Source organism: Photobacterium piscicola, assembly GCF_900166965.1.
GTDB lineage: Bacteria > Pseudomonadota > Gammaproteobacteria > Enterobacterales > Vibrionaceae > Photobacterium > Photobacterium piscicola.
Map to the genome: position 1 here is coordinate 542650 of NZ_FUZI01000002.1, position 26256 is coordinate 568905.

Here is a 26256-nt window from a genome sequence, read left to right on the forward strand (position 1 = left end):
TTCCTTACTTAAATTCAAATTCAATGCCTGATAAGTTATCGGGTGAATTATCACGACGACTAAATAACGACCATATCATCACGGTGAATAGCAGCATGACCGTATTCATAACCTAAAACCTGATGAATATCATGGCTGTGCTTACCCGCAATTTTAGTCATATCATCACTTGAATAACGACTAATACCCCGTGCTAGTAAGACGTTTTTGCTATCAAAAATACGTACTACTTCACCACGTTCAAAGGTGCCTTTTACCTGAGTGATCCCTTTAGCAAGTAAACTACTGCCTTTTTGCTGCACTGCGGTTACAGCACCATCATCAATCACAATATCACCCGCTGGCGGTGGACCGGCAAGGATCCATTGTTTACGACCTTCAAGTGGTGATTCTAAAGGTAGAAAACGTGTTCCCACCGCTTTACCAGCGGCAAGATCAACGATCACATCAACGCGACGTCCCGCAGCAATAATAACTTCAATACCTGCACGGCAAGCCACTTCTGCGGCTTGTAACTTAGTCGCCATACCACCAGTGCCTAATCCACCAACAGTACCACCGGCTAATTTACGTAATTTATCATCAATGGTATGTACTTCATGGATCAATTCAGCATCAGGATTACTACGTGGATCGGCAGTAAATAAACCTGCTTGGTCTGTCATTAATAATAGTTTATCTGCACCGCCTAAAATGCCCACCAGCGCAGAGAGATTATCGTTATCGCCGACTTTGATCTCAGTGGTTGCAACAGCGTCGTTTTCATTAACAACCGGTACAATGCCATTATCTAGTAACGCCACCAACATATCGCGCGCATTTAAATAGCGTTCGCGATCATTTAAATCAGCGCGCGTTAGTAACATTTGACCAATATTGATCCCATAAATACCAAACAAGGTTTCCCACTCTTGAATTAAGCGGCCTTGTCCAACTGCGGCAAGTAATTGTTTACTCGCCATCGTTTTGGGTAGTTCGGGGTAACCTAAATGCTCACGACCAGCCGCGATCGCACCAGAAGTAACAATAATAATTTTATGGCCTTGACTACGTAACATCGCGCATTGACGCACTAACTCAACCATGTGGGCACGATCAAGTTTTAGTGTGCCACCTGTTAGCACGCTAGTTCCTAGTTTGACGACAATTGTATGTGTTGCGGCACCTGCGGCAACGTCTTGCTGTTGTGCTTGAGATTTTTTTGAATCAGCCATGAGATCAAATAGATTGAAATAATAAATGTTCTTTGTTGTATCAATCCCTACCGAAAAGCACAAGAAAAAAACAATGACAAAATCAATATTAATCGGCTTTAGAAGGATGTTTAAGCATAAACATCCTTAATGAATAACCCCTATACCACGTAGCGACAATATCAGTGCATCGTTATGAGAATTTCACAACGGCAGCATTTCATGTCGCCAGTGGTCATTTGAGTCAACTTAAACCATCAATTAGCTTAGTTAGCTGATAACTCAATTAGCGGGGTTTGAGTTAATTTTGCAGCGGGAGACAATGTTAATTGACACTCATCAATAATAAAGGGCGTTAATTTTGAGTAAAAATCCGTTAATGTTTTTAATACAGCGTCTTTATGTTTTGCAGGTAATTTACCATCAACCCACTCACCTGCGGCATTAAAGCGACCAAAATCATACTCATATTCATAGCCAGTATCGGTTGCCGTCATCACTAACCACCAGCCCCAAAACTCACGTAGTTCGGGTTCTTTTTCAGCATTGACACAACTGGCTAAACAGTCAAAAAAGAACCGTTGAGGTTGTGATTTTTTCTCACGAAGATAAGGACCTATTGCTGTCAATTTAGACATCAAACGGCCATGCGGCGGAAAGCTTGTTGCTATTGTCATTGTTTTGTCCATCCATAGTCAGCGGTATTGAATTCGCAAGTAATACTTACTACCTTTGGTATTATCCCTAACGCATTAAAACATACGCTTAGCACAATAATAATTGATTATAGTATGGATAATATTTAACAAAATAACAAACCATAGCTATCAATTTTGCTAACAATATCATGACAATATATTTGGTTATAAAAAAACGGAATCGCACAATAGTACGATTCCGTTACTGTTAAATCTCATATTGTCGCTGTGATAATTATTTCATTTTATCATCAAGCCATTTAACCACTTCAGTCATTACGCGATGGTAACCATCATAAATAGGTTTTGCAGGTAAAGTGATCGCTTTACCACCATAGCTTGATAACGCAATCAATTGGTTATCCATCTCTGGGCAAACAGGATCGTTTTTTAAACCAATACCAAGCATAGGAATGTCAACGCGGCGACGACCAAGTATTCCTTGGTTTTTTAATGACCACGCAGGTAAATGAGATTTAATACTTGCTTCAGCTTGGCCATTCTTACCCATGCGTGATGCCAATACATCCAAATACATCCGTGGAATTTTATCTAATAACTTCGGCTGTGTAAGAAAGCTATTGATAGCTCCCCCGATGCTAACGCAGGTTTTTAGTCGTGTTGGCTCCATAAACCCAAGTCGAATTGCAGCATTACCACCCATACGCAGCCCTAACATTGCTACATTGCGGTTATCGACCCAAGGCACATCACGGATTTGTTGCAGTAACGCTTGGTGCAGACGGCTGGTATCTTCGGTTAAATTCCAGCGATCACTGTGGCCCACAGATGGCATATCAAGCGTGACCATTGCATATCCAGCAGGGCCTAAATAATCTTCATATAAACGCCACAAGTCACTTTGTAATGTTGCTAAACCACCACTGACAATAACTGTCGGTAATAATTTGTCAGTGCGTGGAAGATGAATGAATGCCTCAAAAGTCTTATTTTCATATTTAACATCAATCTTACGCATATCATGCGGCCGTAGTTCAATTGCCTCTCGGTAACTTTGATTGGCCTGTAACTCAGCTTGATCAGCCAGCTGATCACCTTTGATATAAGGATAAGCAGCAATGCTATAATGGGTACTGGCTTTAAATAATAGCTCTGATGCTGCTAGCTTCTCGCCATTATTAGCCGCCGTACGGGCTAATTGCTGATAATTTGAAGCTAACTGTGACCATTCGTAGGTCCAGTTACCCGGACGATAACCAATAACGGTATCAAGTAAATGATCACTGGTACGAGGGGCATTAGAACCCGCTATACGCGCTAAAACAGCTTCTTGCTCAACAGGATCAACACCTTGCCATATCCATTGTGGGCGACGTAAGACACGATACCATTCAAGCTGACTTTCACCATCAAGAGCATTGTTTACATCCCCACTACGGACATGCGCAATCTTAACAATATTCGATGTCTCTTTGCTGGTTTGACGTGGAGCAAATAGCTTCTCTGATAAATTTTGTTTTGATGGTTCCGACACGGCATCCTCCAACGTATATATCACTTCTCTTAATAGACCTAGATAATATACCTAAACGGCTGCCAATAACTAAAATCCATAAAAAAAGACGTCAACAACGTGACGTCTTTGATAAAACTTAGTTTTCAAGCTCGATGATTACCGCAACACAACTTGATTGCTGAATCAGTGCTGAAATAAACGAATTACTTTTTCGCAATAGGATCGACGAAAGTAACCGCCATATCCCAAGGTTGTTCAATCCAAGTATCTTGTGGAATACTAACAACAAAATCATCAACTAAATGCTGACCCGCAGGCTTAGCACATACTGTTACAAACTTAGCGCGTGGGTACATTTCACGAATTTTTTCAGCAGTACCACCAGTATCAACCAAGTCATCAACCACGATAAAGCCTTCACCGTCACCATCAGCTTGCTTGATCACTTTCATATCTCGCTGGTGATCATGATCGTAGCTTGCGATACATACGGTATCAACATGACGAATGCCTAATTCGCGCGCCAAAATAGCAGCTGGCACTAAACCGCCACGACTAACTGCAATAATACCTGTCCACTGCTCTGCTGGTAGCAATTTTTCTGCTAGCTGGCGCGTGTACATTTGCATGTTATCCCAAGTGATGACGAATTTATTACTCATAGTAAAACAACCTCTGAAACAGCGATTTAAAACCGCATAAATTTATGTAAACGTATATAACATTACGCTTATAAGAAAATAATCTTCGCAAGAAATAGCGCTGAAATAACCCATACACTAATGTTTACTTCACGTCCCTTGCCACTCAATGCTTTTACGACCGCAAATGTGATAAAACCAAGACCAATACCTTCCGCAATTGAATAAGTTAAAGGCATTAGTAAACACACAACCACCACCGGCGCCGCTTCTGTTAAATCTCGCCACTCAATCGATACCAAACCTGACATCATTAAAATCGCGACATAAAACAGCGCACCCGCCGTTGCATAGGCTGGAACCATTCCAGCCAATGGGGCAAAAAATAAGGCTAATAAGAATAACACGCCAACTGTTACGGCTGTTAGACCTGTACGACCGCCAACTGCGACACCCGACACACTCTCAACAAAAGATGTGGTATTTGACGTCCCCAATAGTGCACCAATCGAGGTTGCAGTACTGTCGGCTAATAGTGCTCGGTTTAAACGCGGTAATTTTCCGTCTTCACCAATTAAGTTTGCTTTAGTTGCAACACCGACCAATGTGCCTGCGGTATCAAACAAATCAACAAACAAAAAGGCAAACACAATTGAAATTAACCCCACTTCCATCGCGCCTGAAAAATCAAGCTGCATAAAGGTTGGAGCAATGCTTGGTGGCATTGACATAATGCCGTTGTAATCCACTTCACCAACAATAATGCTGATTGCAGTTACAATTAAAATCGCAATTAATACCGCCGCTTTAAAACCACGTTGTACTAAAGAAATCGTCAGGAAAAAACCGAGTGCAGCCATTATTGCTGGAAAACTGGTTAAATCACCGGCGGTGACTAATGTTGCAGGACTCGCCACAACAATGCCTGATGTTTGCAAAGCAATGAACGCTAAAAACAGACCAATACCGGCTGAAATACCGATACGTAATGAATGAGGAATCGCGTTGATAATCCATTCACGGACGCGCATAACACTCAATGCAATAAAGCATAAGCCAGATAAAAATACTGCTGCTAATGCCACTTGCCATGTATGACCCATACCTAAAACAACGGTATAAGTAAAAAAGGCGTTAAGTCCCATGCCCGGTGCTTGTGCGACAGGATAGTTAGCATAAAAACCCATCACAAAGCAGCCAATCATTGCCGCTAAACAAGTAGCAACAAACACTGAACCTTGATCCATTCCTGTACTGGCTAGCATAGTGGGGTTTACAAAAATAATATAAGCCATTGTCAGGAAGGTAGTAACACCTGCCATAATTTCAGTGCGCACAGTTGTGCCATTTTCAGTGAGTTTAAATAACTTTTCTAGCATGCTTCTCGGTTCCTTAGAGATACGCAATAAAGTAACAAACAACGCCAAGAAATAGAAAACGATTGCGCAATCCATTTCGGGGCTGATTATAATCATGCGATCACGCAATTTCCAGATTTTATCGTTGAAAAGCGTAAAACAATAACTATCAGTCTTGATATAACTTAAGTAACGTCTATTTAAAGTATATTTATCAGTTAATTAAAAATAAAACATCCATGGCTATTTTTTGAACATTTACTTTTTAAATAACTAAACAAGTGTTAATAAAGGCCGATAACCAGAATAAAAATGAGGGTATAACATAAAAAGCAGCTAAAAAAACGCCACTTCAAAGGGAAGTGGCGGCAGAATGTTGCAGATAACTGGATAGTGTTATCGAGATATTCTTAATTTAAGGGGATGAACAAACTTGCATTTGTTTCGTTGAAAGCAACAAAACAATAAAATCTAATTAGTAACGGTACGGCGTTGGGTAATGGAAGTTACTTGTATATACAGTACGGTTATTCCAAAAATGTGTCATTGAAGAAAAAATTTTCATTTAAATCACCTTAGTCATAAGTACACCAACGTCATCGTTAGTGGCTTGCCATCGCGGCTCACTTATTCTCGGTTCCTTGGAGGCGATATCTCGGGTTCATCCTGAACGTGTCGTGTTAATCATTGTGCCTATCAATCGGGCATGACTAAACTATAGCCAAAATGAAATAAATTTACAACGTTTTTTTTAAGTAGATCACATTTTCTGCTTTTTTAACTTGAGATATGGCTTTTCGTGTAAATTTATTACATTATTATTTGGTTATATTTCAATCCCTCTCTTTTTGGATGTTTTTCAGCACATTTGATCATATAAAAGACATAACCACAATTATGATTGAGGATAACGGCATCAGTGCCGTAATAATCGCAGAAATCAGTGCTATAAGATTTTATTATTTGCCCTATCTCCCCTAAAGGCAGAGTGATATGCTAAAACCAAAGCGATAAAAACACTCGCTACCTATTTTGTCATTTTACGGCTAAGACCCTACAAAATGACACTAGCCCAGTCTCGTATATTAAAAGGAAGGCTACCGTGTCTGAAATTACTCAACTATCACCAAAAGCTGTTTGGCATTTCTTTGATCAGATTTGTTCAATCCCTCACCCTTCTAAATATGAAGAGCAACTAGCACAATACATTGTGTCGTTCGCACAGGCGGAAGGATTAGATGTTCGTCGTGATAATGCCGGCAACGTTATTATTAAAAAACCAGCAACAGCTGGCATGGAAAACCGTAAAGGCGTTGTACTTCAAGCACACATTGATATGGTGCCACAAAAAAATGAAGACACTGTCCACGACTTTACTCAAGATCCAATTCTGCCATTTATTGATGGTGAATGGGTAACGGCGACAGGCACAACACTAGGTGCAGACAATGGCATGGGTATGGCTACCTGCCTTGCCATTCTAGCGGCTAAAGACATCGAACATGGTCCATTAGAAGTATTATTAACCATCGATGAAGAAACAGGCATGACAGGTGCTTTTGGTTTGGAAGCAGGCTGGCTTGAGGGTGATATTCTATTGAATACTGACTCTGAGCAAGAAGGCGAAGTTTACATGGGTTGCGCAGGCGGTGTTGATGTTGCGTTGACCATTGATATTCAACGCGAAGCTGTTCCGGCTGAACATCAAGCAATTAAATTAGTTGTTAAAGGCCTAAAAGGCGGTCACTCAGGCTGTGATATTCATACTGGTCGTGGTAACGCGAATAAAATAATGGCGCGTTTCTTAGTGGGTCATGCTAATGAGCTTGATTTACGTATCAACAATTTCACTGGTGGTAGCTTACGTAATGCCCTACCACGTGAAGCAAGCGTTGTTGCAACATTACCAGCGGCAAATATCGATAAGCTTAATACGTTATTTGCTCATTACCAACAAATCGTTAGTGCTGAATTAGGCCATGTTGAAACTGACATTACCTTATTTACTGAAGCATGTGCACAACCTAGCGATGTTATGGTACTGGCTGACCAAACACGTTTAATGCATACGTTAAATGTTTGTCCTAACGGTGTTATTCGCATGAGCGATGATATTGAAGGCGTAGTAGAAACATCATTAAACATGGGTGTCATCACGACTGAAACAAACACAGTAACGATCCTATGTCTGATTCGTTCATTGATCGATTCTGGTCGTAGCTACGTTGAAGGTATGTTGCAATCATTAGCGGCACTTACTGGCGCACAGTGTGTTTCATCTGGCGCATACCCAGGTTGGAAACCTGATGCTGATTCTGAAATCATGCAAGTATTCCGTGATACCTATCAGCAGATGTATGGAAATAAACCTAACATCATGGTGATCCACGCTGGTCTTGAGTGTGGCCTATTTAAAGAACCATACCCAGAAATGGATATGCTATCTTTTGGCCCAACAATCAAATTCCCTCACTCTCCAGATGAGAAAGTGAAAATTGATACCGTACAAATGTTCTGGGATCAAATGCTAGCGATTCTGAAAAATATTCCTGTTAAAAAATAACTCGAATAATTGAAGTATGAATTCAAAACGGGCCTCGTGCCCGTTTTTTATTGGGGTGTATTAATCTTTATTATTATCAAAACTAAATGATAACTGCTGGGCTTTTAATCCTTGATCTAAACCCACACTTAATCCAATAAGACGAATTTCTCGTCCTTGTTGACGTGTCAGTGCTTCTGTTAACAGTGGTATAAATTGCTGTTTATCCAATAACGGGTAACTATGCTCTACTGTTGTTTGCTGAAAATCGGCAAATTTTAATTTTACCCCTTGTTTAGCAATATTCAGTTGCGGCCGTACTTTTCGCAACCGCTGTTCAAGCTCTAAATGTAAGTGCTCAATTACCTGCCAACATTCGTCATAACTGGCTATATTTTTACTAAACGTACGTTCAACGCCAACAGATTTTCGCTGACGTTCCACAATCACTTCACGCTCATCGATACCATGGGCACGTAACCATAATGATTGTCCAAACTTACCGAACTGTTGCAGTAGCTGCTGTTGTGCATAATTTTGAACATCACGGCCGACATACAATCCTTGTTGATGTAGTTTTTGAATAGTGACTTTCCCAACCCCTGGAATTTTCTCCAGTTTTAGCTCTGCGACAAAGTCATCCACTTGTTCGGGGGTTACTACATATTGACCATTGGGCTTATTAAGATCAGATGCTACTTTTGCAATAAATTTAACCGGAGCAATGCCAGCAGATGCCGTTAGTTGCAACTCTTGTTCTATAGCTTGTCGAATATGTTGTGCAATCAAGGTTGCAGAGCCGTGCAACATCTCACAATCACTGACATCTAAATAAGCTTCATCTAATGATAACGGTTCAATTTTATCGGTGTAGCGAGCAAAGATAGCCCGTATTTGCTGAGAAACTTGACGATATATTTCCATTCGTCCATGCACTAACGTTAAATGCGGGCACAGTTTCATTGCTTGTGCAGTCGGCATTGCTGAATGCACCCCATATTTACGGGCGAGATAATTACATGTGCTCACCACCCCTCGTTGCTCAGAACGCCCACCAATAGCGATTGGAATATCACGTAAAGCCGGGTTATCACGCATTTCAACAGCTGCATAAAAGCAATCCATATCAACATGGATAATTTTACGTTGGATAGACAATGGATTGGTCACAGCAAATACTCATTGATGAACACAGCAAATAACTGTTTTTATATACAGTCATTATACGACAATTTACTGAATCAGTGCCAATATAGCAATGACCATTTTTCCAAATGGGGCGATGGAGAATGTAACAGAAGCTACATCACAGCACTTTTTTATCGGCTTGGATTTCATTTAAATTACACTCATAAAAAAACCCAGGTATGACAATTTCGTTGTCGTACCTAGGTTTCAGAGTAAGTAATAACTTACATTGTGTGATTAAAACCGATTATATAATCTGATTTTTCTTCCATTCAGCCTGACGTGCAGCACGAGCTTCTCGTTTTTTACGTGCATCACACGGTTCAGGACAATCACATTCTTTTGCGATACCAATGCCGTCTAAACCGCCACAACTACCACTAACAGACTTACGCTGAAAAATATACCCTACTGCCATTGCAATAATAACCAGTAGAAAAACAGCAAATGTTACTAAATAAATTGCCATGGAAGCCTCTATTATTTTTTATCTACGTATTGCTCAAAAGTCTTTGATTTGTATTCAACAAAGCCATCTTTGGTTTTTACAATCAACATAACAGGAATATTTTCTTGGTTTGCGAGTGCAATTGATTCATCCTCACCCATTACAGAGAAGGTTGTCGCATAAGCATCTGCCGTCATGCATGATGGCGCAATAACAGTTACCGACACTACATGATTATCAATAGGACGGCCAGTTTTAGGGTTAATCAAGTGTGAATAACGTACGCCATTTTCATCAAAGTAATTACGATAATCACCTGATGTTGCAATCGCCATATCACCCGCCTGAAGAATTTCTTGTACCGCACGTTCATTCTCTACTGGTTTTTCAACAGCAATACGCCATAAAACATTGGCTTGATTTTTACCTTGCAAGCGAAGCTCACCACCGACATCAACCATGAAGTTTTTAACGTGTAAATCATCTTTTAGATAATCAGCAACCACATCAACACCATAGCCTTTAGCGATTGATGATAAATCGACATATAACTTAGCTTCATCTTTAATAAGTTTATTATCAGGTAAAACTTTCACATGCTGATAACCCACTTCAGATAAGCGAGTCGTCACTTCTTTATCGGTTGGAATTGATTCAGGGCGTGCTTCAGGGCCAAAGCTCCATAAATTAACCACAGGTCCAACAGTCACATCATAAGCACCATTACTAACCTTAGAGATACGTAAGGCTTCAGTGATCACTTTCGCGGTTGCCGCAGAGACAGGAAAAGCTTTATTGGCTGGCGCTTGATTAAATAAACTTAATTCTGAATTTGGACGGTAAGTCGACATTTGATCGTTAACTAACTCTAAACGACGATCGATCTCTTTTTGAATTTCTTTTGCTGTTGGCAAACCATCTTGATTTATTATTTTAATTGAATAATAGGTTCCCATTGTCGAGCCATTAATAGTGATTTGCTGACGCTGATCACTACAGCCGGCAAGCGCTAACAATGCTGTAATCACAAATACAGCCCGAATAAGGAACATTTTCATTCAACTACTCCAATGAAATAAAGGTAATTTTTACTCTAGGGACCATAGTTAGTCATTACTAACTGATAATAACCACAATAAAAATAACATTATTATTCATTAATAATGAAAAAGGCTGACCTTAATAGGCCAGCCTTCTTTCAAGGCGAAGGGCTAGTAATTAGCCACCGAAATCATCCAATAGAATGTTTTCATCTTCAACACCAAGATCTTTCAGCATGCTGATAACAGCTGCGTTCATCATTGGTGGACCACACATGTAGTACTCACAATCTTCAGGTGCTTCATGATCACGTAAGTAGTTTTCATAAAGAACGTTGTGAATAAAGCCAGTGTAACCATCCCAATTATCTTCAGGCTGTGGATCTGATAGCGCACAATGCCATACAAAGTTAGGGTTCTCTGCAGCTAGTGCATCAAAATCCTCTTCATAGAACATTTCACGCTTAGAACGTGCACCGTACCAGTAAGACATCTTACGCTTAGAGTGTAGACGCTTAAGTTGGTCGAAGATATGTGAACGCATTGGCGCCATACCTGCACCACCACCTACGAATACCATTTCATTTTCAGTGTCTTTCGCGAAGAACTCACCGAAAGGACCAGAAATAGTACACTTGTCACCTTCTTTCAGTGACCAGATGAATGATGACATTTGACCAGGAGCTACATCAGGATTATTCGGCGGCGGCGTAGCAATACGTACGTTTAGCAAAATAATACCGAACTCTTCTGGGTAGTTAGCCATTGAGTAAGCACGGATGATATCTTCATCAACCTTAGACTCGTAGCGGAACAAGTTAAACTTATCCCAGTCGCCACGGTACTCTTCTGGTACATCAAAGTCTGAGTATTTAATGTGGTGAGCCGGTGCTTCAATCTGAATGTAACCACCAGCACGGAAAGGTACTGTTTCGCCATCAGGAATTTGAAGCTTAAGCTCTTTAATGAAGGTTGCTTTGTTATCGTTAGAAATAACAGAACATTCCCACTTCTTCACACCAAAAATTTCTTCAGGAAGCTCGATGTCCATGTCAGATTTAACGTTAACCTGACACGCTAGACGTTCGCCTTCACGTGCTTCACCTTTAGAAATGTGATCAAGCTCTGTTGGTAGAATATCACCACCACCAGATTTAACTTTTACACGACACTGACCACAAGAGCCACCGCCACCACATGCTGATGATACGAAAATACCGTTAGCAGAAAGTGCATTCAGTAGTTTACCGCCCGCACCTGTAGTGATCGCTTTTTCTGGATCGCCGTTTACTGAGATAGTAATGTCACCTGATGGTACTAGCTTAGATTTAGCGAATAAAATCACTAAAACTAGAGCCAGGATAATCAAGGTAAACATGCCTACGCCAAGAATAATATCCATTGACTATTCCTTCCTTATCCTGATTACAGCTGTACGCCAGAGAAAGACATAAAGCCTAACGCCATAAGACCAACAGTGATAAAGGTAATACCTAAACCACGAAGACCCGCAGGTACATCTGAGTATTTCATCTTCTCACGGATACCCGCAAGCGCAACAATTGCCAACATCCAACCAACACCAGAGCCGAAGCCGTAGACGATTGATTCTGTGAAGTTGTAATCACGTTGCACCATGAAAGATACACCACCGAAGATTGCACAGTTAACTGTGATCAACGGTAAGAAAATACCTAACGCGTTGTATAGTGGCGGGAAGAAGCGATCAAGAACCATTTCAAGGATCTGAACCAATGCTGCGATCACACCAATGAACGTAATAAAGTTCAAGAAGCTAAGGTCAACACCTGGGAAAATTGCACCATCTTTAAGTACATAGTTGTACACAAGATTGTTTAACGGTACAGATAGTGTCAGTACTACGATTACCGCAACACCTAGACCAAAAGAGGTCTTAACTTTCTTAGACACAGCTAGGAAAGTACACATACCCAAGAAGAAAGATAATGCCATGTTCTCGATAAAGATCGAGCGAATCAATAGGCTAATATAATGTTCCATATTCCTCTTACTCCTTCGCTTCTACTTGTTCTGGACGGAAAGTACGAATAATCCAGATCATGAAACCAATTAGGAAGAACGCAGAAGGAGCCAACAGCATTAGGCCGTTCGGGTGATACCAACCGCCATCAGAAGCTAGAGGCAATACCTGCATACCAAATAACTTACCTGAGCCTAAAAGCTCACGGAAGAAAGCCACAGTAATAAGTACAAAACCGTAACCTAAACCGTTACCGATACCATCAATAAATGCAGGTACTGGTGCAGATTTCATTGCGTATGCTTCCGCACGGCCCATTACGATACAGTTAGTAATGATCAAACCAACGAATACAGATAGCTGCTTTGATACATCGTAAAGGTATGCACGTAATACTTCGTCAACCACGATTACCAATGATGCGATAATCGCCATTTGCGCAATAATACGCACGCTGTTTGGAATTTGATTACGAACTAATGATACGAAGAAGTTCGAAAATGCAGTTACCAATGTCACTGCAATTGTCATTACAAACGCAGTTTCTAACTTAGTAGTTACCGCTAACGCTGAACAAACACCAAGAATTTGTAATGCAATTGGGTTATTGCTGATAAAAGGTCCAAATAGGATCTTTTTCATTTCTTTAGTATCAGCCATTATTCAGATCTCCTGCACGTAACTTAGCAAGGTAAGGACCAAAGCCCTGTGCACCGAACCAGAAATCGAAGGTATGCTGTACGCCGTTACTTGTTAGCGTTGCACCAGAAAGACCATCAACTTGGTGATCAGTACCTACAGGTGCACCACCCTTAAGGATTTTAATTGCAGGTTTGAAGTTCATATCATACAACTTCTTACCAACAAACTGCTCACGCCATGTTGGGTTTTCAACTTCACCACCAAGTCCAGGAGTTTCCGCCTGATCGTAGTAAGTGATGCCGTCAATAGTATTACCATCGGTTGCAACCGCAACGAATGCATACATCATTGACCATAAACCGTTACCGTGAATAGGTAGGATCACTTTAGTTAACGTACCAGCTGCATCTTTAACAAGATAAACAGTCGCCACATTTGCACGACGAATGATCTTTGCTAAATCTTCGTTAGCTGGAAGTTTGATAGATTCTTTATCATTCTTCGCAGCGTCACGTTGATTATATTTAGCTGCATTTTCGCCAGCAACTTCCGCAACATAATTACCCGTATTAATGTTTACAAGCTTAGGCTCGATAAACTGGTTATATGTTTGCTTAATGTTAGTGTCTTTATTTAGCAGACCTGCAACAGCAAGAATGTTGCGTTGTACGTCAAGTACTGCATTTTCTTGCTGTTTTGGACGCAGAACAACTGCTGCTGTAGATACGATGATTGAACACACAAGGCTCAATACAACTACAAAAATCAGCGTTCTTGAGAAGCTATCCTTATTACTTGCCATGACGAGCCAGTCTCCGTTTGATGTTGCCTTGAACAACTAGGTTGTCAAATAGAGGTGCAAATAGGTTAGCAAATAGAATCGCTAGCATCATACCTTCTGGATATGCAGGGTTAACTACACGTACCATTACAGCCATTGCACCAATCAGTGCGCCATACCACCATTTTGCTTTATTGGTGAACGCAGCCGACACTGGGTCTGTCGCCATAAACATCATACCAAACGCAAAACCACCTAACACTAGGTGCCACTGCCAAGGCATGTTGAACATTGGGTTAGTATCAGAACCAATGATGTTAAATAGCGTTGCAGCAACGATCATACCGATCATTGTACCAGCGATAATACGCCATGAAGCAATGCCCATAACAACAATAAACAGGCCACCGATAAGGATAGCGAGTGTTGATACTTCACCAATTGAACCTGGAAGATGACCAACAAATGCGTCCATCCAAGTGATTGATTGACCAGTAATAGTGTTAACTACGTCTGCTTGACCACCTTGAGACCACTGACTTAGTGGTGTCGCGCCAGAGAAACCATCCGCCGCATTCCATACTAGGTCGCCAGAAATCTGACCTGGGTATGCGAAAAATAGGAAAGCACGACCAGCAAGTGCTGGGTTAAGGAAGTTACGACCAGTACCACCAAAAATTTCTTTTGCGACAACGACACCAAAAGTAATACCTAAAGCGGCTTGCCAAAGTGGTAGTGTTGGCGGAACGATCAATGCAAAAAGAATAGAAGTTACAAAGAAACCTTCGTTAACTTCATGCTTACGCACCATACAGAACAACACTTCCCAGAAACCACCTACCGCAAAAACAACTGCGTAGATAGGTAAGAAGTAAGTTGCACCAAGTAGCATCTTGCTACCCCAACCAGCAGTTGCTGATAGCGTGCCGCCTAACATCTGGGTAAACCAGTAATGCCAGTCAGCAGCAATGACTGCTGTTAGTTTGTCTGCTGTGTATAAGTGGTTAAGACCAGCAATAGCTTGATCACCTACGTTATACATACCCCAGAACATTGCTGGGAATACCGCAAACCATACCATGATCATGATACGTTTTAGATCGATGCTGTCGCGAACGTGCGCAGATGAACGCGTCACTTGTCCTGGCGTATACATAAGAGTGGCAAACGCTTCATATAACGCAAACCAACGCTCATGCTTACCACCTGGTTCAAAGTGGTGCTCAATACTTTCGAGGAAATTCTTGAAACCCATGAATTACCCTTCCTTCTCAATTTTGTCCAAACACTCACGCATCATTGGACCAAACTCATATTTACCAGGACACACGAACGTACATAGTGCTAGATCTTCTTCATCTAGTTCTAGGAGGCCCAATTGTTGTGCACTGTCAATATCACCTGCACAGATATCACGCAGTAATAATGTTGGTTCAATATCAAGCGGCATTACTTTTTCGTAATTACCGATTGGCACCATGGCACGCTCACTACCATTTGTCGTTGTTGTCATGTTGAACAACTGACCTGGGAAGAACTGGCTCATGAAGGCACGAGTAACAGAAAACTTGTTTTTACCAGGAACAATCCAGCCTAAGAATTCTTTCTCATAGCCTTCACGTAAAGCAGAAACTTGTAAGTGGTAACGACCAAGGTATCCATGAACACCTTCAGCTTTAACACCGTTAAGTACTGAACCTGATAGCACGCGTAATTGACCTGGCATCATTTCTGAATCAGTTAAGTCAGAAATAGAAGCACCAATCTGAGTACGTACTAAACGAGGATTAGTCACTACAGGGCCAGCTAACGCAACAACACGATCAGTGAAAATTTCACCAGTCAGGAATAACTTACCAAACGCAATCACGTCTTGGTAATTGATATTCCATGCAATATTCTTCGCGTCTGCACCGAACAACATATGAATATGTGTTCCGGCTAGACCTGCTGGGTGTGGGCCGTTAAATACATGCTCTTCAACATTCGCTTCTGCTGAACGAGGTAGGCTTGCACCTGATTTACATACGTAAACTTTGCCGCTGGTTAAACGTGAAAGCACAGTTAAACCGGCAATGAACGCTTCATTTTGCTCATTGATGATAACTTCAGGGTTAGCCGCTAATGGATTGGTATCCATTGCAGTAACAAAAATCGCTTTCGACTCTGAACCAACAGCGGGTACTTTACTGAACGGGCGCGTACGAAGCGCTGTCCACATACCTGATTCAACTAATTGATCAACCACAACCGCACGACTTAACTGTGCTAATTGCGCTGCATCATATTTGTTAAATGTGATTTGCTCATCACCTTCTACACCAATAACAACTGATTGTAGAACGCGCTTAGCACCACGATTAACTTCTATTACCTTGCCGCTAGCTGGTGCAGTGAATTTAACGCCAGGGTTCTTTTTATCTTCAAAAAGAACCTGACCTTTTTTCACTACATCCCCTACGCGAGTATGCATTGTAGGACGCATACCAACATATTCTTCGCCAAGCAAGGCGACTTTAGAGATGGCATTACCATCATGTATCGCCTGGGCTGGAGTCCCTGAAATTGGGATATCCAAACCCTTTTTTATTGTAATCATACGCACTTGCACTACATTAAAGGGAAAAAAGAATTTTCATATTGCGTAATTAAGATACTACGTTCCTTGGCCTGATATCGATGAACAGGCAGTGGTAGAAACCACTGAACGACTCCGTATCGCAACATCCAGTTAACTATCGCGCCACAAACATTAATGCGCGAGTAATTTTTCAGCCCGCGATTCTACCATTAATTAACTCGTTTTTTCTATGGTAATCCACGCGATTCCGTGTGAAAACCAAGCAACAAATAAGACGCAATAGGTTTATTAACTAATAAACATGATCAACTGCACATTTACGGGATTTTTTCACATAAATATTAAATTTCAAATCCAATGATTTATTTAACATTATTGTAAAAAAACACCCCCAAAAACACATCATGTCAACATAAATACAAACTTATCAATAACCATGTGATAGTCAGTTGTATTTTAACCATAACATTAACAACTAGATAACAACACCGCTAACTAATAGCCAAAACAGTAACCACTTCAAAATGTCATAAAAAAAGCCGTTTTGTTAACGACTTTTATAATTATAGACACCCTTATCAATTATCTAATGTTGAACCACCATGACAGTGTGGTGATGCGGGTGCCTGTGATTGTTGCTGCCATTCTGATTCAGTATAAGTATGAATTGCAAGTGCATGAATATGATTTGCTAATTCATCGGCTAAACACTGATTTACCGCCCGATGACGGGAAATAAGACGTTGGCCTTCAAACTGAGCACTCACGACAACGACTTTAAAATGACTTTCAGCACCTTCAGGAACGTTGTGCATGTAACTTTCATTAATGACGTCAAGATGCACAGGCGTAAAACTGTGATTTAACTTTGCTTCGATTTGGGGTTGAATCATAATGTCCTCAACTAAAAAAGCAGCTTTTCAACACCAATAATAACAATTCCTCATTATTATGGTGTTAACTTGCTAGATTTCCTTTCAAGCTTTTCACTGTTCTGCGAAAATACTCTACTATTTCTTCGTCAACATACTCGAAAGTTATTCTTAATGAAACCAGAGCTAACCTTGCACCAACGTACATTAACGTTAACCCGTTTCCCTGTACGCAAAAATGAAACCCTGCAAGCATGGGATGCCGCAGATGAATATTTGATCAATCATTGTCATACGATGGATATTGATCCTCAACGACCAGTATTAATCCTCAATGATAATTTTGGTGCATTGAGTTGTTGGTTTGCAGATCAAGCACCAGTAACAACGGTGACAGATTCCTTTATTACTCAGCAAGCCATTACTAATAACCTAAGTGTCAATAATTTACCGGCAGTCACTATTATTGATTGTCTGGCAGACTTACCAGCAGAGCCACAGCTAGTTATTATTAAGCAACCGAAAAATAACCGCCTATTAAGCTGGCAGCTACAACAACTTTGCCATCTATTGCCACAAGATTGTATGGTTATTACCGCGGGTAAAGTAAAAGAAATTCACTCTTCAACGTTAAAGCTGTTTGAAAAATATTTAGGTGAAACAAAGACATCATTAGCCGTTAAAAAAGCACGGTTAATTTTTACTTCCGTCAATAAATCATTAACAGCCCCAATGCCACAGCCAACAAGCTGGACAGTACCTGATCATAATTTAACGATGACTAATTATGCTAATGTCTTCTCAAGTGATAGCTTAGATATCGGTGGCCGATTCTTATTAGATTTCATTCCATCAAAGTCACAATATAACGATATTATTGACCTTGGATGCGGTAATGGTGTGATTGGTATTAAAGCGGCTCGATTAAACCCACATGCTAACATTACCTGTGTTGATGAAAGCTTTATGGCAGTAGCCTCTTGTCGTGAGAATGCGCAATTAAACCTGCCAACAACAGAAAAATTTAACGTAATGGCATCAAACTGCCTCGATAATTTTGACAATCAAAGTGCAGATCTGGTGTTATGTAATCCACCATTCCATCAGAATAATACCATTACAGATCATATTGCTTGGCAAATGTTTTGTGATGCTCAGCGAATATTACGTCAACATGGAGAGTTAATAATCATTGGTAATCGCCAACTTAAATACCATGAGAAATTAAGCCGTATTTTCGCGAAAGTCGACACCATTGGCAGTAATGATAAATTTGTCGTATTACGTGCAATAAAATAAACCTCATGTATTGTCGTCTAAATCAAGATTTAAACGACAGTAACAACTTTTATTAACAAAATAAGCAAAGGGAATGCTTTATGATCAAAAAATACGTTGTTCTAGTATCAACATTGGTATTAAGTGCATGTGCTACGACACCACCAGCGCCCGTTGCATTAATGCCCACAGCCGTCTTCACATCACAGCCATGGGCCAATAACAAAGCACTTAACCTAACTTGTGTTGATCAAGCGCCAAATAGTTATATCGCCGTTATTGATAATGGCAGCACTGAAAATGTGCAGGTCATTCAACCTCAACAGCCAATAGCATTAACATTACGTCAAGCATTAGCACAACAGCTAACAGGTCAAGGATTTAGCATCACTAATAATGCAACGTCCACCATGGCAATTAGCGTTGAAAAAGCATTAATTACTGTTGAACAAGGACTGGTGAAATATGACATGCGCAGTGAACTGCAATTACAGTTGGTGGTAAATACCCCTAGTGGTCAATTTACTAAACGTTATTCAGGTCGCTCAAGTCGTGAAGATGCACTAACCGCATCAAATAAAGAAATTGCAACAAGCATGAATAAACTCATGAATTCTGTACTTCATGAAATCGCTAATGATAGTGAATTAAATAAATACCTTAAGGAGAATGTATAATGTCGCGTTTTTTATTAGCTTTATGCTTATTGGTTGCACTACCCGTTAGTGCCGCAACTAAAGTATTGGTTACCACTAATATCGGTAGCTTTACCGTTGAATTAAATGAAGCAAAAGCACCAATCACAACTAAAAACTTCTTACGTTACGTCGATGATGGCAGTTACGTGGGCACTATTTTTCATCGTGTCATTCCTGGTTTTATGGCGCAAGGTGGTGGTTTTGATAAAGCATTAAAACAACGTCCAAGTTACCCGCCAATCAAAAATGAAGCGGATAACGGCTTACCTAATGATATTGCGACCATCGCCATGGCACGTACTCAAAATCCAAACTCAGCTACGCGCCAATTTTATATCAACCTCGCAAATAATGCGTTCTTAAATACTCAAGGCAACCGAACAGGCTATGCTGTATTTGGTAAGGTAATAAAAGGCTTCCCTGTTGTTGAAAAAATGGCAACGATACCGACAACCTCAAACCCACAAACGGGCATGAGTGATATTCCACAACAACCGATTATTATTGAAGCCATGAAAGTCATTAAATAATGTGATCACGTCACCTGTGCGTGATCACTCACGTAACAGGTGACATCTATGTTAACACTTGCTTATAATCGCACAGCTATTCCAACTCAAGAACGGTATTTACAACAATTTGTTGTTGATAATGCCCCCATCCTTGCGCTCAATGCCATTGCCGCTAGCCACGGACAAATTACTTATATCCAACTGCAAAATTTATTTAACCACCAATTAGCTCAATGGTGGACACTTCCTTATGATAACCCACAACCAGCTAACCAATATGAAGCCGGTTATTGGTCGTTAATTCAAACATTGAGCGGTATTAGTGATTATCAATTAATGGGGGATCGTTTTATCCAACATAAGGTTGCTACCCTCAGCTGTTACTTACTCAATATTGGTCCTTGCCCTAAAATCACGCTGATAAATCGTCCCTAATAGTATTAATTTGCGTAAATAACACTAAAAATAGAATTAAATTGTAAAATGTTTGTCTGAGAATCATCAAGTCAATGCGTAAAAATTTGAGAGCTGCTAAGCTTTCGTTTTACAATAAAATTTTAAATCTTCAGTACGCTAGCAACAAGTATTGTGACCTTGATTTTCAGAGGAATATATGGATAAAGCGACACCTCAAGAAAACACCCAAGGTTGGCGAGTTTACGCCAACCCTAAAGCCTTGATCATGTTAGCACTTGGATTTTCATCAGGATTACCAATCTTATTAGTGTTTGGTACTCTATCTTTTTGGCTACGTGAAGCCGACGTGAGTAAAACAAGCATTGGATTTTTCAGCTGGGTCGCCTTAGCTTATGGCTTTAAATGGGCATGGTCACCCCTGGTCGATCGTTTCCCATTACCCATTTTTTCATCTTTATTTGGTCGCCGTCGCGGGTGGATGCTATTTTCACAAATTGTGATTATTTTGTCATTGTGCGGCATGGCATTAAGTAATCCACAAACGGATCTGTTTCAATTTGCCCTTTTTGCGATCATGGTTGCTTTTGCTTCTGCAACCCAAGATATAGTTATCGATGCTTTTCGTATTGAACTTGCAACAGAGCGCATGCAAGCTGCATTATCAGCTACTTATTTAGCGGGTTACCGTTTAGCGATGATCATGGCAGGTGCTGGTGCTCTTGCTTTTGCCGCTTGGTTTGGGTCTGATTCTGGTTACGATCCTAGTGGTTGGAAAAGCGCCTATTTCATCATGGCAGCAATGATGCTTATCGGTGTAGTCACCACCCTTATCGTCAAAGAACCCACCATAGATAACAGCGCTATCAACACCATTGAGACCAACTACAAACAGCAACTTATTAATAACGGTTACAATAAGCATCACGCCAATTTAAGTGCTTGGTTCTACACTGCGGTGATCATGCCATTTCGAGATTTCTTTCAACGCTACGGTAAAAATGCGCTACTCATATTATTATTAATCAGCTGTTACCGTATTTCAGATATTGTGATGGGTGTAATGGCCAATGTATTTTATGTCGATATGGGCTTTACTAAAAGTGAAGTCGCATCAATATCAAAAGTATTTGGGGTCGCGATGACCATTGCCGGTGCCGGTTTAGGCGGTATTTTAGTCAGTAAGTTTGGCACCCTTAAAATACTGGCATTAGGTGCAATGTTATCGGCAATCACTAACTTATTATTTATTATGTTTAGCTATGTTGGTAATAACCTTGAAATGCTAACACTGGTTATTTCCGCCGATAATCTTGGTGCTGGTATTGCTACAGCTGCATTTATCACATTTATGTCAAGCCTAACCAATGTCGCATTCTCAGCAACTCAATATGCTTTATTCAGTTCGATAATGGTATTATTCCCTAAATTCCTTGCAGGCTTTTCTGGCGTCTATATCGATCACTTTGGTTATAACGTATTTTTCTTAACCACGGCCTTAATGGGAGTGCCCGTATTAATACTGATCCGAATGTTAGCCAAGAATTCAGCACTTAATATTATCGCTGAGCCTACCCGCCCATCTTGATAAAAACATCAATTTAATTTATCTGATCTCGAAAGCTAGATCGATACAGCTAGCTTTCGATACTCTCCGCTAAAACCAACAATTTTTATTGCGTTGCCGTTAGTCTATCAAGACAGATTAAAGTTCATTCTTATTGATATCCAATGGATCAAGATCACATTCTTAGTTAATGTAATCGATTACACTAGATCGCGATCACAAATGGTAAAGGATTGCGCAAACGTTTCATTCCCAAACGTGTAATAAAGCACTAGAATCAGCGCCAACAAACGGGGCGGCCAAATCCCACCATCTATCTAGATCAACATGAGCGAGATAAAAAGATGCGCAAATCACTAGTAGCATTCAGCGTTTTAGCAGCAACAGCACTTCCTTCGTTAGCTAATGCAGCAGATTACTCTGACAACATCCACAAAAATGATTATAAGTGGATGCAGTTCAACCTAATGTACGCGTTAAAAGAATTACCTCGCCCTGCAGATGCACATACAGGTCACGATTACTTAGAGATGGAGTTTGGTGGTCGTTCAGGAATTTTTGACCTTTATGGTTATGTTGATGTATTTAACCTAACAAACTCTGATAGCAGCGATAAAACATCTGCAGACGATAAAATGTTCATGAAATTTGCACCACGCATCTCTCTTGACGCATTAACAGGTAAAGATCTATCTTTCGGCCCAGTAAAAGAACTTTATGTAGCAACACTATTTAACTGGGGCGGTAACAACGGCGGCGTAAACAATTACTTCGTTGGTCTAGGCTCTGATATTGAAGTGCCATGGTTAGGTAAAATGGGCTTTAACGTTTACTCACTATATGACATGAACGTTAAAGACTGGAACGGTTACCAAGTATCGACTAACTGGTTCAAGCCGGTTTACACCTTTGAAAATGGTACTTTCATTTCTTACCAAGGTTACATTGATTACCAATTTGGTATGAAGAAAGAATACGCATCGGCAAGTAATGGTGGCGTGATGTACAACGGTATCGTATGGCACACTGATCGCTACGCAGTCGGTTACGGTCTAAAAGCTTACCATAATGTTTACGGTATTAAAGACTCTGCAGGTCTTAAGTCATCAGGTGTTTCACAATACTTCAGCCTATCTTACAAGTTCTAAGCTGACGGTATAACACCATAAAAAAGGCGCTGATAGCGCCTTTTTTGATCGCTGTAATTAGCCACAATGTTATCATGCAACAAATTAGGCTAATAACGGATTAAACTGTGAACATAACCCTGCTAGGTGCTGGTGCTATTGGTGCATTATGGGCCATAAAATTAACCCAACAACGACACAATGTGCAGTTATGGACCAGAAACGCTGAAACCAAAGCAACGCTGCACTTTAATGAATTAACAACGCCAACAACCACGAATAGCTATTCTTTTAGCTGTAATAGCCCAGATGATCTCGCCGCTTGTGAATTGTTAATTGTTACGGTCAAAGCCTTTCAAGTCACAACAGCACTTACACCATTATTGCCTTATTTAAACACCGATTGCGTAGTGGTTATTATGCATAATGGCATCGGTACTCAGTCGCAGATTCAGCAATTATTGCCTCATAACCCGATTATCTATGCCACGACCTCTCAAGCTGCCTTTAAACCCACCCCAACAACCATTCAGCATACTGGTTTAGGGCAAACATCACTGGGCGCTATCAATGATTATGCGCAATATCTGTCCCATATTGCGGCACTATTTGGTGCCGCTTTAGCGCCAACCCAATGGCAAGCTAATATCTATCAGCCGCTATGGCAAAAACTGGCCATCAATTGTGCCATCAATCCACTGACAGCTATCCATCAATGCTGTAATGGCGATTTAGCCCGTCCTTGCTACCAATCACAACTCGATGGTATTTGTTTAGAAGTGGCACAAGTTATGACAGCGGAAGGCTTTACAACTACTCAACAACAGCTACGCCACCAAGTTGATAATGTTATTAAAGCAACAGCCAGTAACTATTCATCCATGAATCGTGACATTTTTCATCATCGACTCACTGAAATCGATTATATTAATGGATATTTAGTTCAACAAGCCCAACGCCATAACATTGATACTCCAATTAATTATCAATTATGGCAGGCTATTAAACACATGGAGTCACTAGACCATGCCTGAGTTATGTCCTCGCGTCGTTGTTTGTATTGCCCCTGGCAGTGAAGAAATGGAAGCAATTAATACCATTTCTATTTTAAAACGGGCTCAATTTGAGGTTATTGTTGCCAGTGCAGCAGAAGATGGCGCATTAATTGTTGAGGGTTCACGCGGCATTAAACTGGTTGCGGATACCGCACTAATTACAATAGCCGATGAACAATTTGATGCCGTGGTATTACCCGGAGGCGTTGCAGGAGCAGAGCATTTTCGTGATAGCCCGTTAGTGGTCGAATTTGTAAAACAACACCACTATGATGGTAAATTGATTGCCGCAATTTGTGCCACGCCAGCTATCATGTTTGCCGCCAATGACATGTTTCCTAAAGCACTAATGACTTGTCACCCTGCTTTTCATGATCAAATTCCAGCACCTCAATTACGCCCTAAACGTGTTGTGTATGATAAACATGCTCACTTATTAACCAGTCAAGGCCCCGGTACAGCACAAGAATTTGCACTTGATCTTGTTACTCAGTTAACCAATAAAGCCACAACTGCCGCTATCGCCGAATCAATGGTTGTGTGGCCAAATATGCATTACGATGTTATGCCTGAACGTTAACGGCACCACCAGCATAAAAAAGCCCTCAATGATCAGATCATTGAGGGCTTTTTTGATGTCATAAGCACGGCATAAGATCCGCGCACATGGCATTAATTATAATGGGCGATATACTTTTACGTTCTCAAAGCCATTCTCTTTCAAGTACAGCGCTTGTAAACGACTCATCACACCATGAGCACAGTAAAGTAAGTAAGTCTTCTCTTTTGGTAAATCACCAAATTGAGTCGCTAACTTGTAGAATGGAATATGTTTAACTTCCACACCATCAAGTTCTAGCGGGCTTTCGTCTTCTTCATCTGGGCTACGAATATCAAGTACAACAGCATCAGCTGAGATATGCTCAACTAATTCAATTTCAGGGGCTTGTTCTTGGCTCTGTTTTTCGATTTCACGAATATCCATCACTCGTGCCTCATCTATAACGCGATCAAGAATAGTAAAATCAAATTTCGCTTCTTCAATCTCAAGCTTTGATTTTACCGCTTTGACTGTTGGGCTCTTTGAAATCACACCACAGAATTCAGGCATGGTTGCAGCAAAGTCTTCGGTACCAATCTGACGAGAGACATCGATAATATCTTCTTTGTCCCAGTTGATCAGCGGACGCAGAATCAAAGTATCAGTCACATTATCAATATGACGTAAATTCGTTAGCGTTTGGCTAGATACTTGGCCTAATGCTTCACCCGTCACTAATGCTTGAATACCAAACTTCTCAGCAACACGACCCGCAGCACGCATAAACATACGCTTAAGGATCACGCCCATTTGACCATCATCGACTTTTTCTAAGATCTCACCAACAACAGGATCAAAATCAACAGCGATAAATTTAACTTTGGCAGATGAACCGTATTTTTTCCATAAGAAGTGTGCAACTTGCTTAACACCAATCTCATGGACAGGACCACCAAGATTAAAGAAGCAGTAATGGACTTTACTGCCACGTTTAATATGAAGGTAACTTGAAACACCGGAGTCAAAACCACCAGAAATAAGACTTAATACGTCTTCTTGCGTACCTAGAGGGAAGCCACCTAGACCTTTATGACGGAATAATACTTGGTTAAGTAAGTTATTCTCAATTTCAATGTTAACAGTAACATCAGGTTTTTTCAGTCTAACTTTTGCAGATTCAATCGCTTGGTTAAGACCACCACCAACATAACGTTCAGCTTCAATCGAGGTAAAATCATGTTTACCTACACGTTTTGCGCGAACACAGAATGTTTTACCGTCAAGACTGTCACCAACAAGTTGTAGTGTTTGCTCAAAGATATTATGAAGATCAGTAAATTCCGTCTGTTGAACTTCAAGTGAATGGTGAATACCAGGTGTTTGCGTTAGAGCGGCAAGCACCATCTCACGTTTAGTTTCATCAGGTTCGTTCACTTCTAATGAAAAGCGACGATTATAAACACTAACAGACTCAGACTGACGCTTTAAAATAATGCGCAGGTTAGACTCAAGAATTTTGATAAAACGCTTACGTACTGAGTCACTTTTAACAAAAATCTCTGGATGTGGTTTAACTATAAATTTCATAACACACTTCGCTT

The 26256-nt window shown here is 40.6% G+C and carries 25 protein-coding genes; 9 read left to right on the forward strand and 16 right to left on the reverse strand.

What is annotated here, in order from left to right; genetic code table 11:
• Nucleotides 1–59: 59 nt before the first annotated feature.
• From proB to CZ809_RS08770, 5 genes are all read right to left on the reverse strand, one after another.
• Nucleotides 60–1214, reverse strand: coding sequence for a glutamate 5-kinase (gene proB, locus CZ809_RS08750; RefSeq protein ID WP_080157091.1), 1155 nt, complete (start codon nucleotides 1212–1214; stop codon nucleotides 60–62).
• Between the two features lie 245 nt (nucleotides 1215–1459).
• The gene (gene crl / locus CZ809_RS08755; RefSeq protein WP_080157093.1) at nucleotides 1460–1870 is read right to left on the reverse strand and encodes a sigma factor-binding protein Crl; all 411 of its coding nucleotides are present in this window, start codon (nucleotides 1868–1870) and stop codon (nucleotides 1460–1462) included.
• A 256-nt stretch (nucleotides 1871–2126) separates the two neighbouring features.
• Complete coding sequence (gene frsA / locus CZ809_RS08760; protein WP_080157095.1) at nucleotides 2127–3386, reverse strand: esterase FrsA; 1260 nt, start codon at nucleotides 3384–3386, stop codon at nucleotides 2127–2129.
• A gap of 185 nt (nucleotides 3387–3571) precedes the next feature.
• Nucleotides 3572–4030 (reverse strand): xanthine phosphoribosyltransferase, encoded by a 459-nt coding sequence (gene gpt / locus CZ809_RS08765; RefSeq protein WP_080157097.1) that lies wholly within the window; start codon nucleotides 4028–4030, stop codon nucleotides 3572–3574.
• A 68-nt stretch (nucleotides 4031–4098) separates the two neighbouring features.
• Nucleotides 4099–5388, reverse strand: a complete 1290-nt coding sequence (locus CZ809_RS08770) for an NCS2 family permease (RefSeq protein ID WP_080157098.1) — start codon at nucleotides 5386–5388, stop codon at nucleotides 4099–4101.
• A gap of 1081 nt (nucleotides 5389–6469) precedes the next feature.
• Between CZ809_RS08770 and CZ809_RS08775 the strand changes: the two genes are divergently transcribed.
• Nucleotides 6470–7930 carry an aminoacyl-histidine dipeptidase gene (locus tag CZ809_RS08775; protein ID WP_080157100.1) on the forward strand — a complete coding sequence of 487 codons (1461 nt, stop codon included), beginning with the start codon at nucleotides 6470–6472 and terminating at the stop codon, nucleotides 7928–7930.
• A gap of 60 nt (nucleotides 7931–7990) precedes the next feature.
• Here the strand turns inward: CZ809_RS08775 and dinB are convergent, their stop codons facing one another.
• The 10 genes from dinB to bolA form a co-directional block, all read right to left on the reverse strand.
• Nucleotides 7991–9079: a DNA polymerase IV gene (gene dinB, locus CZ809_RS08780; RefSeq protein ID WP_080157102.1), complete on the reverse strand. Its 1089-nt coding sequence runs from the start codon at nucleotides 9077–9079 to the stop codon at nucleotides 7991–7993.
• A gap of 265 nt (nucleotides 9080–9344) precedes the next feature.
• Nucleotides 9345–9566 carry a (Na+)-NQR maturation NqrM gene (nqrM, locus tag CZ809_RS08785; RefSeq protein WP_036795773.1) on the reverse strand — a complete coding sequence of 74 codons (222 nt, stop codon included), beginning with the start codon at nucleotides 9564–9566 and terminating at the stop codon, nucleotides 9345–9347.
• An 11-nt stretch (nucleotides 9567–9577) separates the two neighbouring features.
• Entirely contained in the window at nucleotides 9578–10603 is a 1026-nt protein-coding gene (locus CZ809_RS08790) for an FAD:protein FMN transferase (RefSeq protein ID WP_080157104.1), read from the reverse strand.
• A 160-nt stretch (nucleotides 10604–10763) separates the two neighbouring features.
• The gene (gene nqrF, locus CZ809_RS08795) at nucleotides 10764–11987 is read right to left on the reverse strand and encodes an NADH:ubiquinone reductase (Na(+)-transporting) subunit F (RefSeq protein ID WP_080157106.1); all 1224 of its coding nucleotides are present in this window, start codon (nucleotides 11985–11987) and stop codon (nucleotides 10764–10766) included.
• Nucleotides 11988–12010: 23 nt separating this feature from the next.
• Nucleotides 12011–12607, reverse strand: a complete 597-nt coding sequence (gene nqrE, locus CZ809_RS08800; RefSeq protein WP_060999503.1) for an NADH:ubiquinone reductase (Na(+)-transporting) subunit E — start codon at nucleotides 12605–12607, stop codon at nucleotides 12011–12013.
• Nucleotides 12608–12614: 7 nt separating this feature from the next.
• Entirely contained in the window at nucleotides 12615–13247 is a 633-nt protein-coding gene (locus CZ809_RS08805) for an NADH:ubiquinone reductase (Na(+)-transporting) subunit D (RefSeq protein ID WP_065166531.1), read from the reverse strand.
• Nucleotides 13240–14031, reverse strand: a complete 792-nt coding sequence (locus tag CZ809_RS08810) for a Na(+)-translocating NADH-quinone reductase subunit C (RefSeq protein ID WP_080157108.1) — start codon at nucleotides 14029–14031, stop codon at nucleotides 13240–13242. The genes CZ809_RS08805 and CZ809_RS08810 overlap by 8 nt, the downstream gene beginning before the upstream one ends.
• On the reverse strand, nucleotides 14021–15265 hold the full coding sequence (locus CZ809_RS21295) for an NADH:ubiquinone reductase (Na(+)-transporting) subunit B (RefSeq protein WP_199190769.1): 1245 nt from the start codon (nucleotides 15263–15265) through the stop codon (nucleotides 14021–14023). Before CZ809_RS21295 ends, CZ809_RS08810 begins: the two co-directional genes overlap by 11 nt.
• Before the next feature lie 3 nt (nucleotides 15266–15268).
• Nucleotides 15269–16609: a Na(+)-translocating NADH-quinone reductase subunit A gene (locus tag CZ809_RS21300; RefSeq protein ID WP_199190770.1), complete on the reverse strand. Its 1341-nt coding sequence runs from the start codon at nucleotides 16607–16609 to the stop codon at nucleotides 15269–15271.
• Nucleotides 16610–17169: 560 nt separating this feature from the next.
• The gene (gene bolA, locus CZ809_RS08820) at nucleotides 17170–17484 is read right to left on the reverse strand and encodes a transcriptional regulator BolA (RefSeq protein ID WP_080157111.1); all 315 of its coding nucleotides are present in this window, start codon (nucleotides 17482–17484) and stop codon (nucleotides 17170–17172) included.
• A 153-nt stretch (nucleotides 17485–17637) separates the two neighbouring features.
• Here bolA and CZ809_RS08825 point away from each other — a divergent pair, with 153 nt between their 5' ends.
• The 8 genes from CZ809_RS08825 (at nucleotide 17638) to CZ809_RS08860 (ending at nucleotide 24694) form a co-directional block, all read left to right on the forward strand.
• Nucleotides 17638–18762, forward strand: coding sequence for a methyltransferase (locus CZ809_RS08825; RefSeq protein ID WP_080157114.1), 1125 nt, complete (start codon nucleotides 17638–17640; stop codon nucleotides 18760–18762).
• Between the two features lie 80 nt (nucleotides 18763–18842).
• Nucleotides 18843–19418, forward strand: a complete 576-nt coding sequence (locus CZ809_RS08830) for a YajG family lipoprotein (RefSeq protein WP_080157116.1) — start codon at nucleotides 18843–18845, stop codon at nucleotides 19416–19418.
• Complete coding sequence (locus CZ809_RS08835) at nucleotides 19418–19969, forward strand: peptidylprolyl isomerase (protein WP_080157118.1); 552 nt, start codon at nucleotides 19418–19420, stop codon at nucleotides 19967–19969. Before CZ809_RS08830 ends, CZ809_RS08835 begins: the two co-directional genes overlap by 1 nt.
• A 48-nt stretch (nucleotides 19970–20017) precedes the next feature.
• On the forward strand, nucleotides 20018–20386 hold the full coding sequence (locus tag CZ809_RS08840) for a hypothetical protein (protein WP_080157120.1): 369 nt from the start codon (nucleotides 20018–20020) through the stop codon (nucleotides 20384–20386).
• A 178-nt stretch (nucleotides 20387–20564) separates the two neighbouring features.
• The gene (locus tag CZ809_RS08845) at nucleotides 20565–21953 is read left to right on the forward strand and encodes an AmpG family muropeptide MFS transporter (protein WP_080157122.1); all 1389 of its coding nucleotides are present in this window, start codon (nucleotides 20565–20567) and stop codon (nucleotides 21951–21953) included.
• A 323-nt stretch (nucleotides 21954–22276) separates the two neighbouring features.
• A complete protein-coding gene (locus tag CZ809_RS08850) occupies nucleotides 22277–23080 on the forward strand; it encodes a nucleoside-specific channel-forming Tsx family protein (RefSeq protein WP_080157124.1) in 804 nt (267 codons plus the stop codon).
• A 107-nt stretch (nucleotides 23081–23187) separates the two neighbouring features.
• Nucleotides 23188–24093: a 2-dehydropantoate 2-reductase gene (panE, locus tag CZ809_RS08855; protein WP_080157127.1), complete on the forward strand. Its 906-nt coding sequence runs from the start codon at nucleotides 23188–23190 to the stop codon at nucleotides 24091–24093.
• A complete protein-coding gene (locus CZ809_RS08860; RefSeq protein ID WP_080157129.1) occupies nucleotides 24086–24694 on the forward strand; it encodes a DJ-1 family glyoxalase III in 609 nt (202 codons plus the stop codon). Before panE ends, CZ809_RS08860 begins: the two co-directional genes overlap by 8 nt.
• A gap of 96 nt (nucleotides 24695–24790) precedes the next feature.
• Here CZ809_RS08860 and thiI read toward each other — a convergent pair whose 3' ends face one another.
• Nucleotides 24791–26242 (reverse strand): tRNA uracil 4-sulfurtransferase ThiI, encoded by a 1452-nt coding sequence (gene thiI, locus CZ809_RS08865; RefSeq protein ID WP_080157132.1) that lies wholly within the window; start codon nucleotides 26240–26242, stop codon nucleotides 24791–24793.
• Nucleotides 26243–26256: the final 14 nt, after the last annotated feature.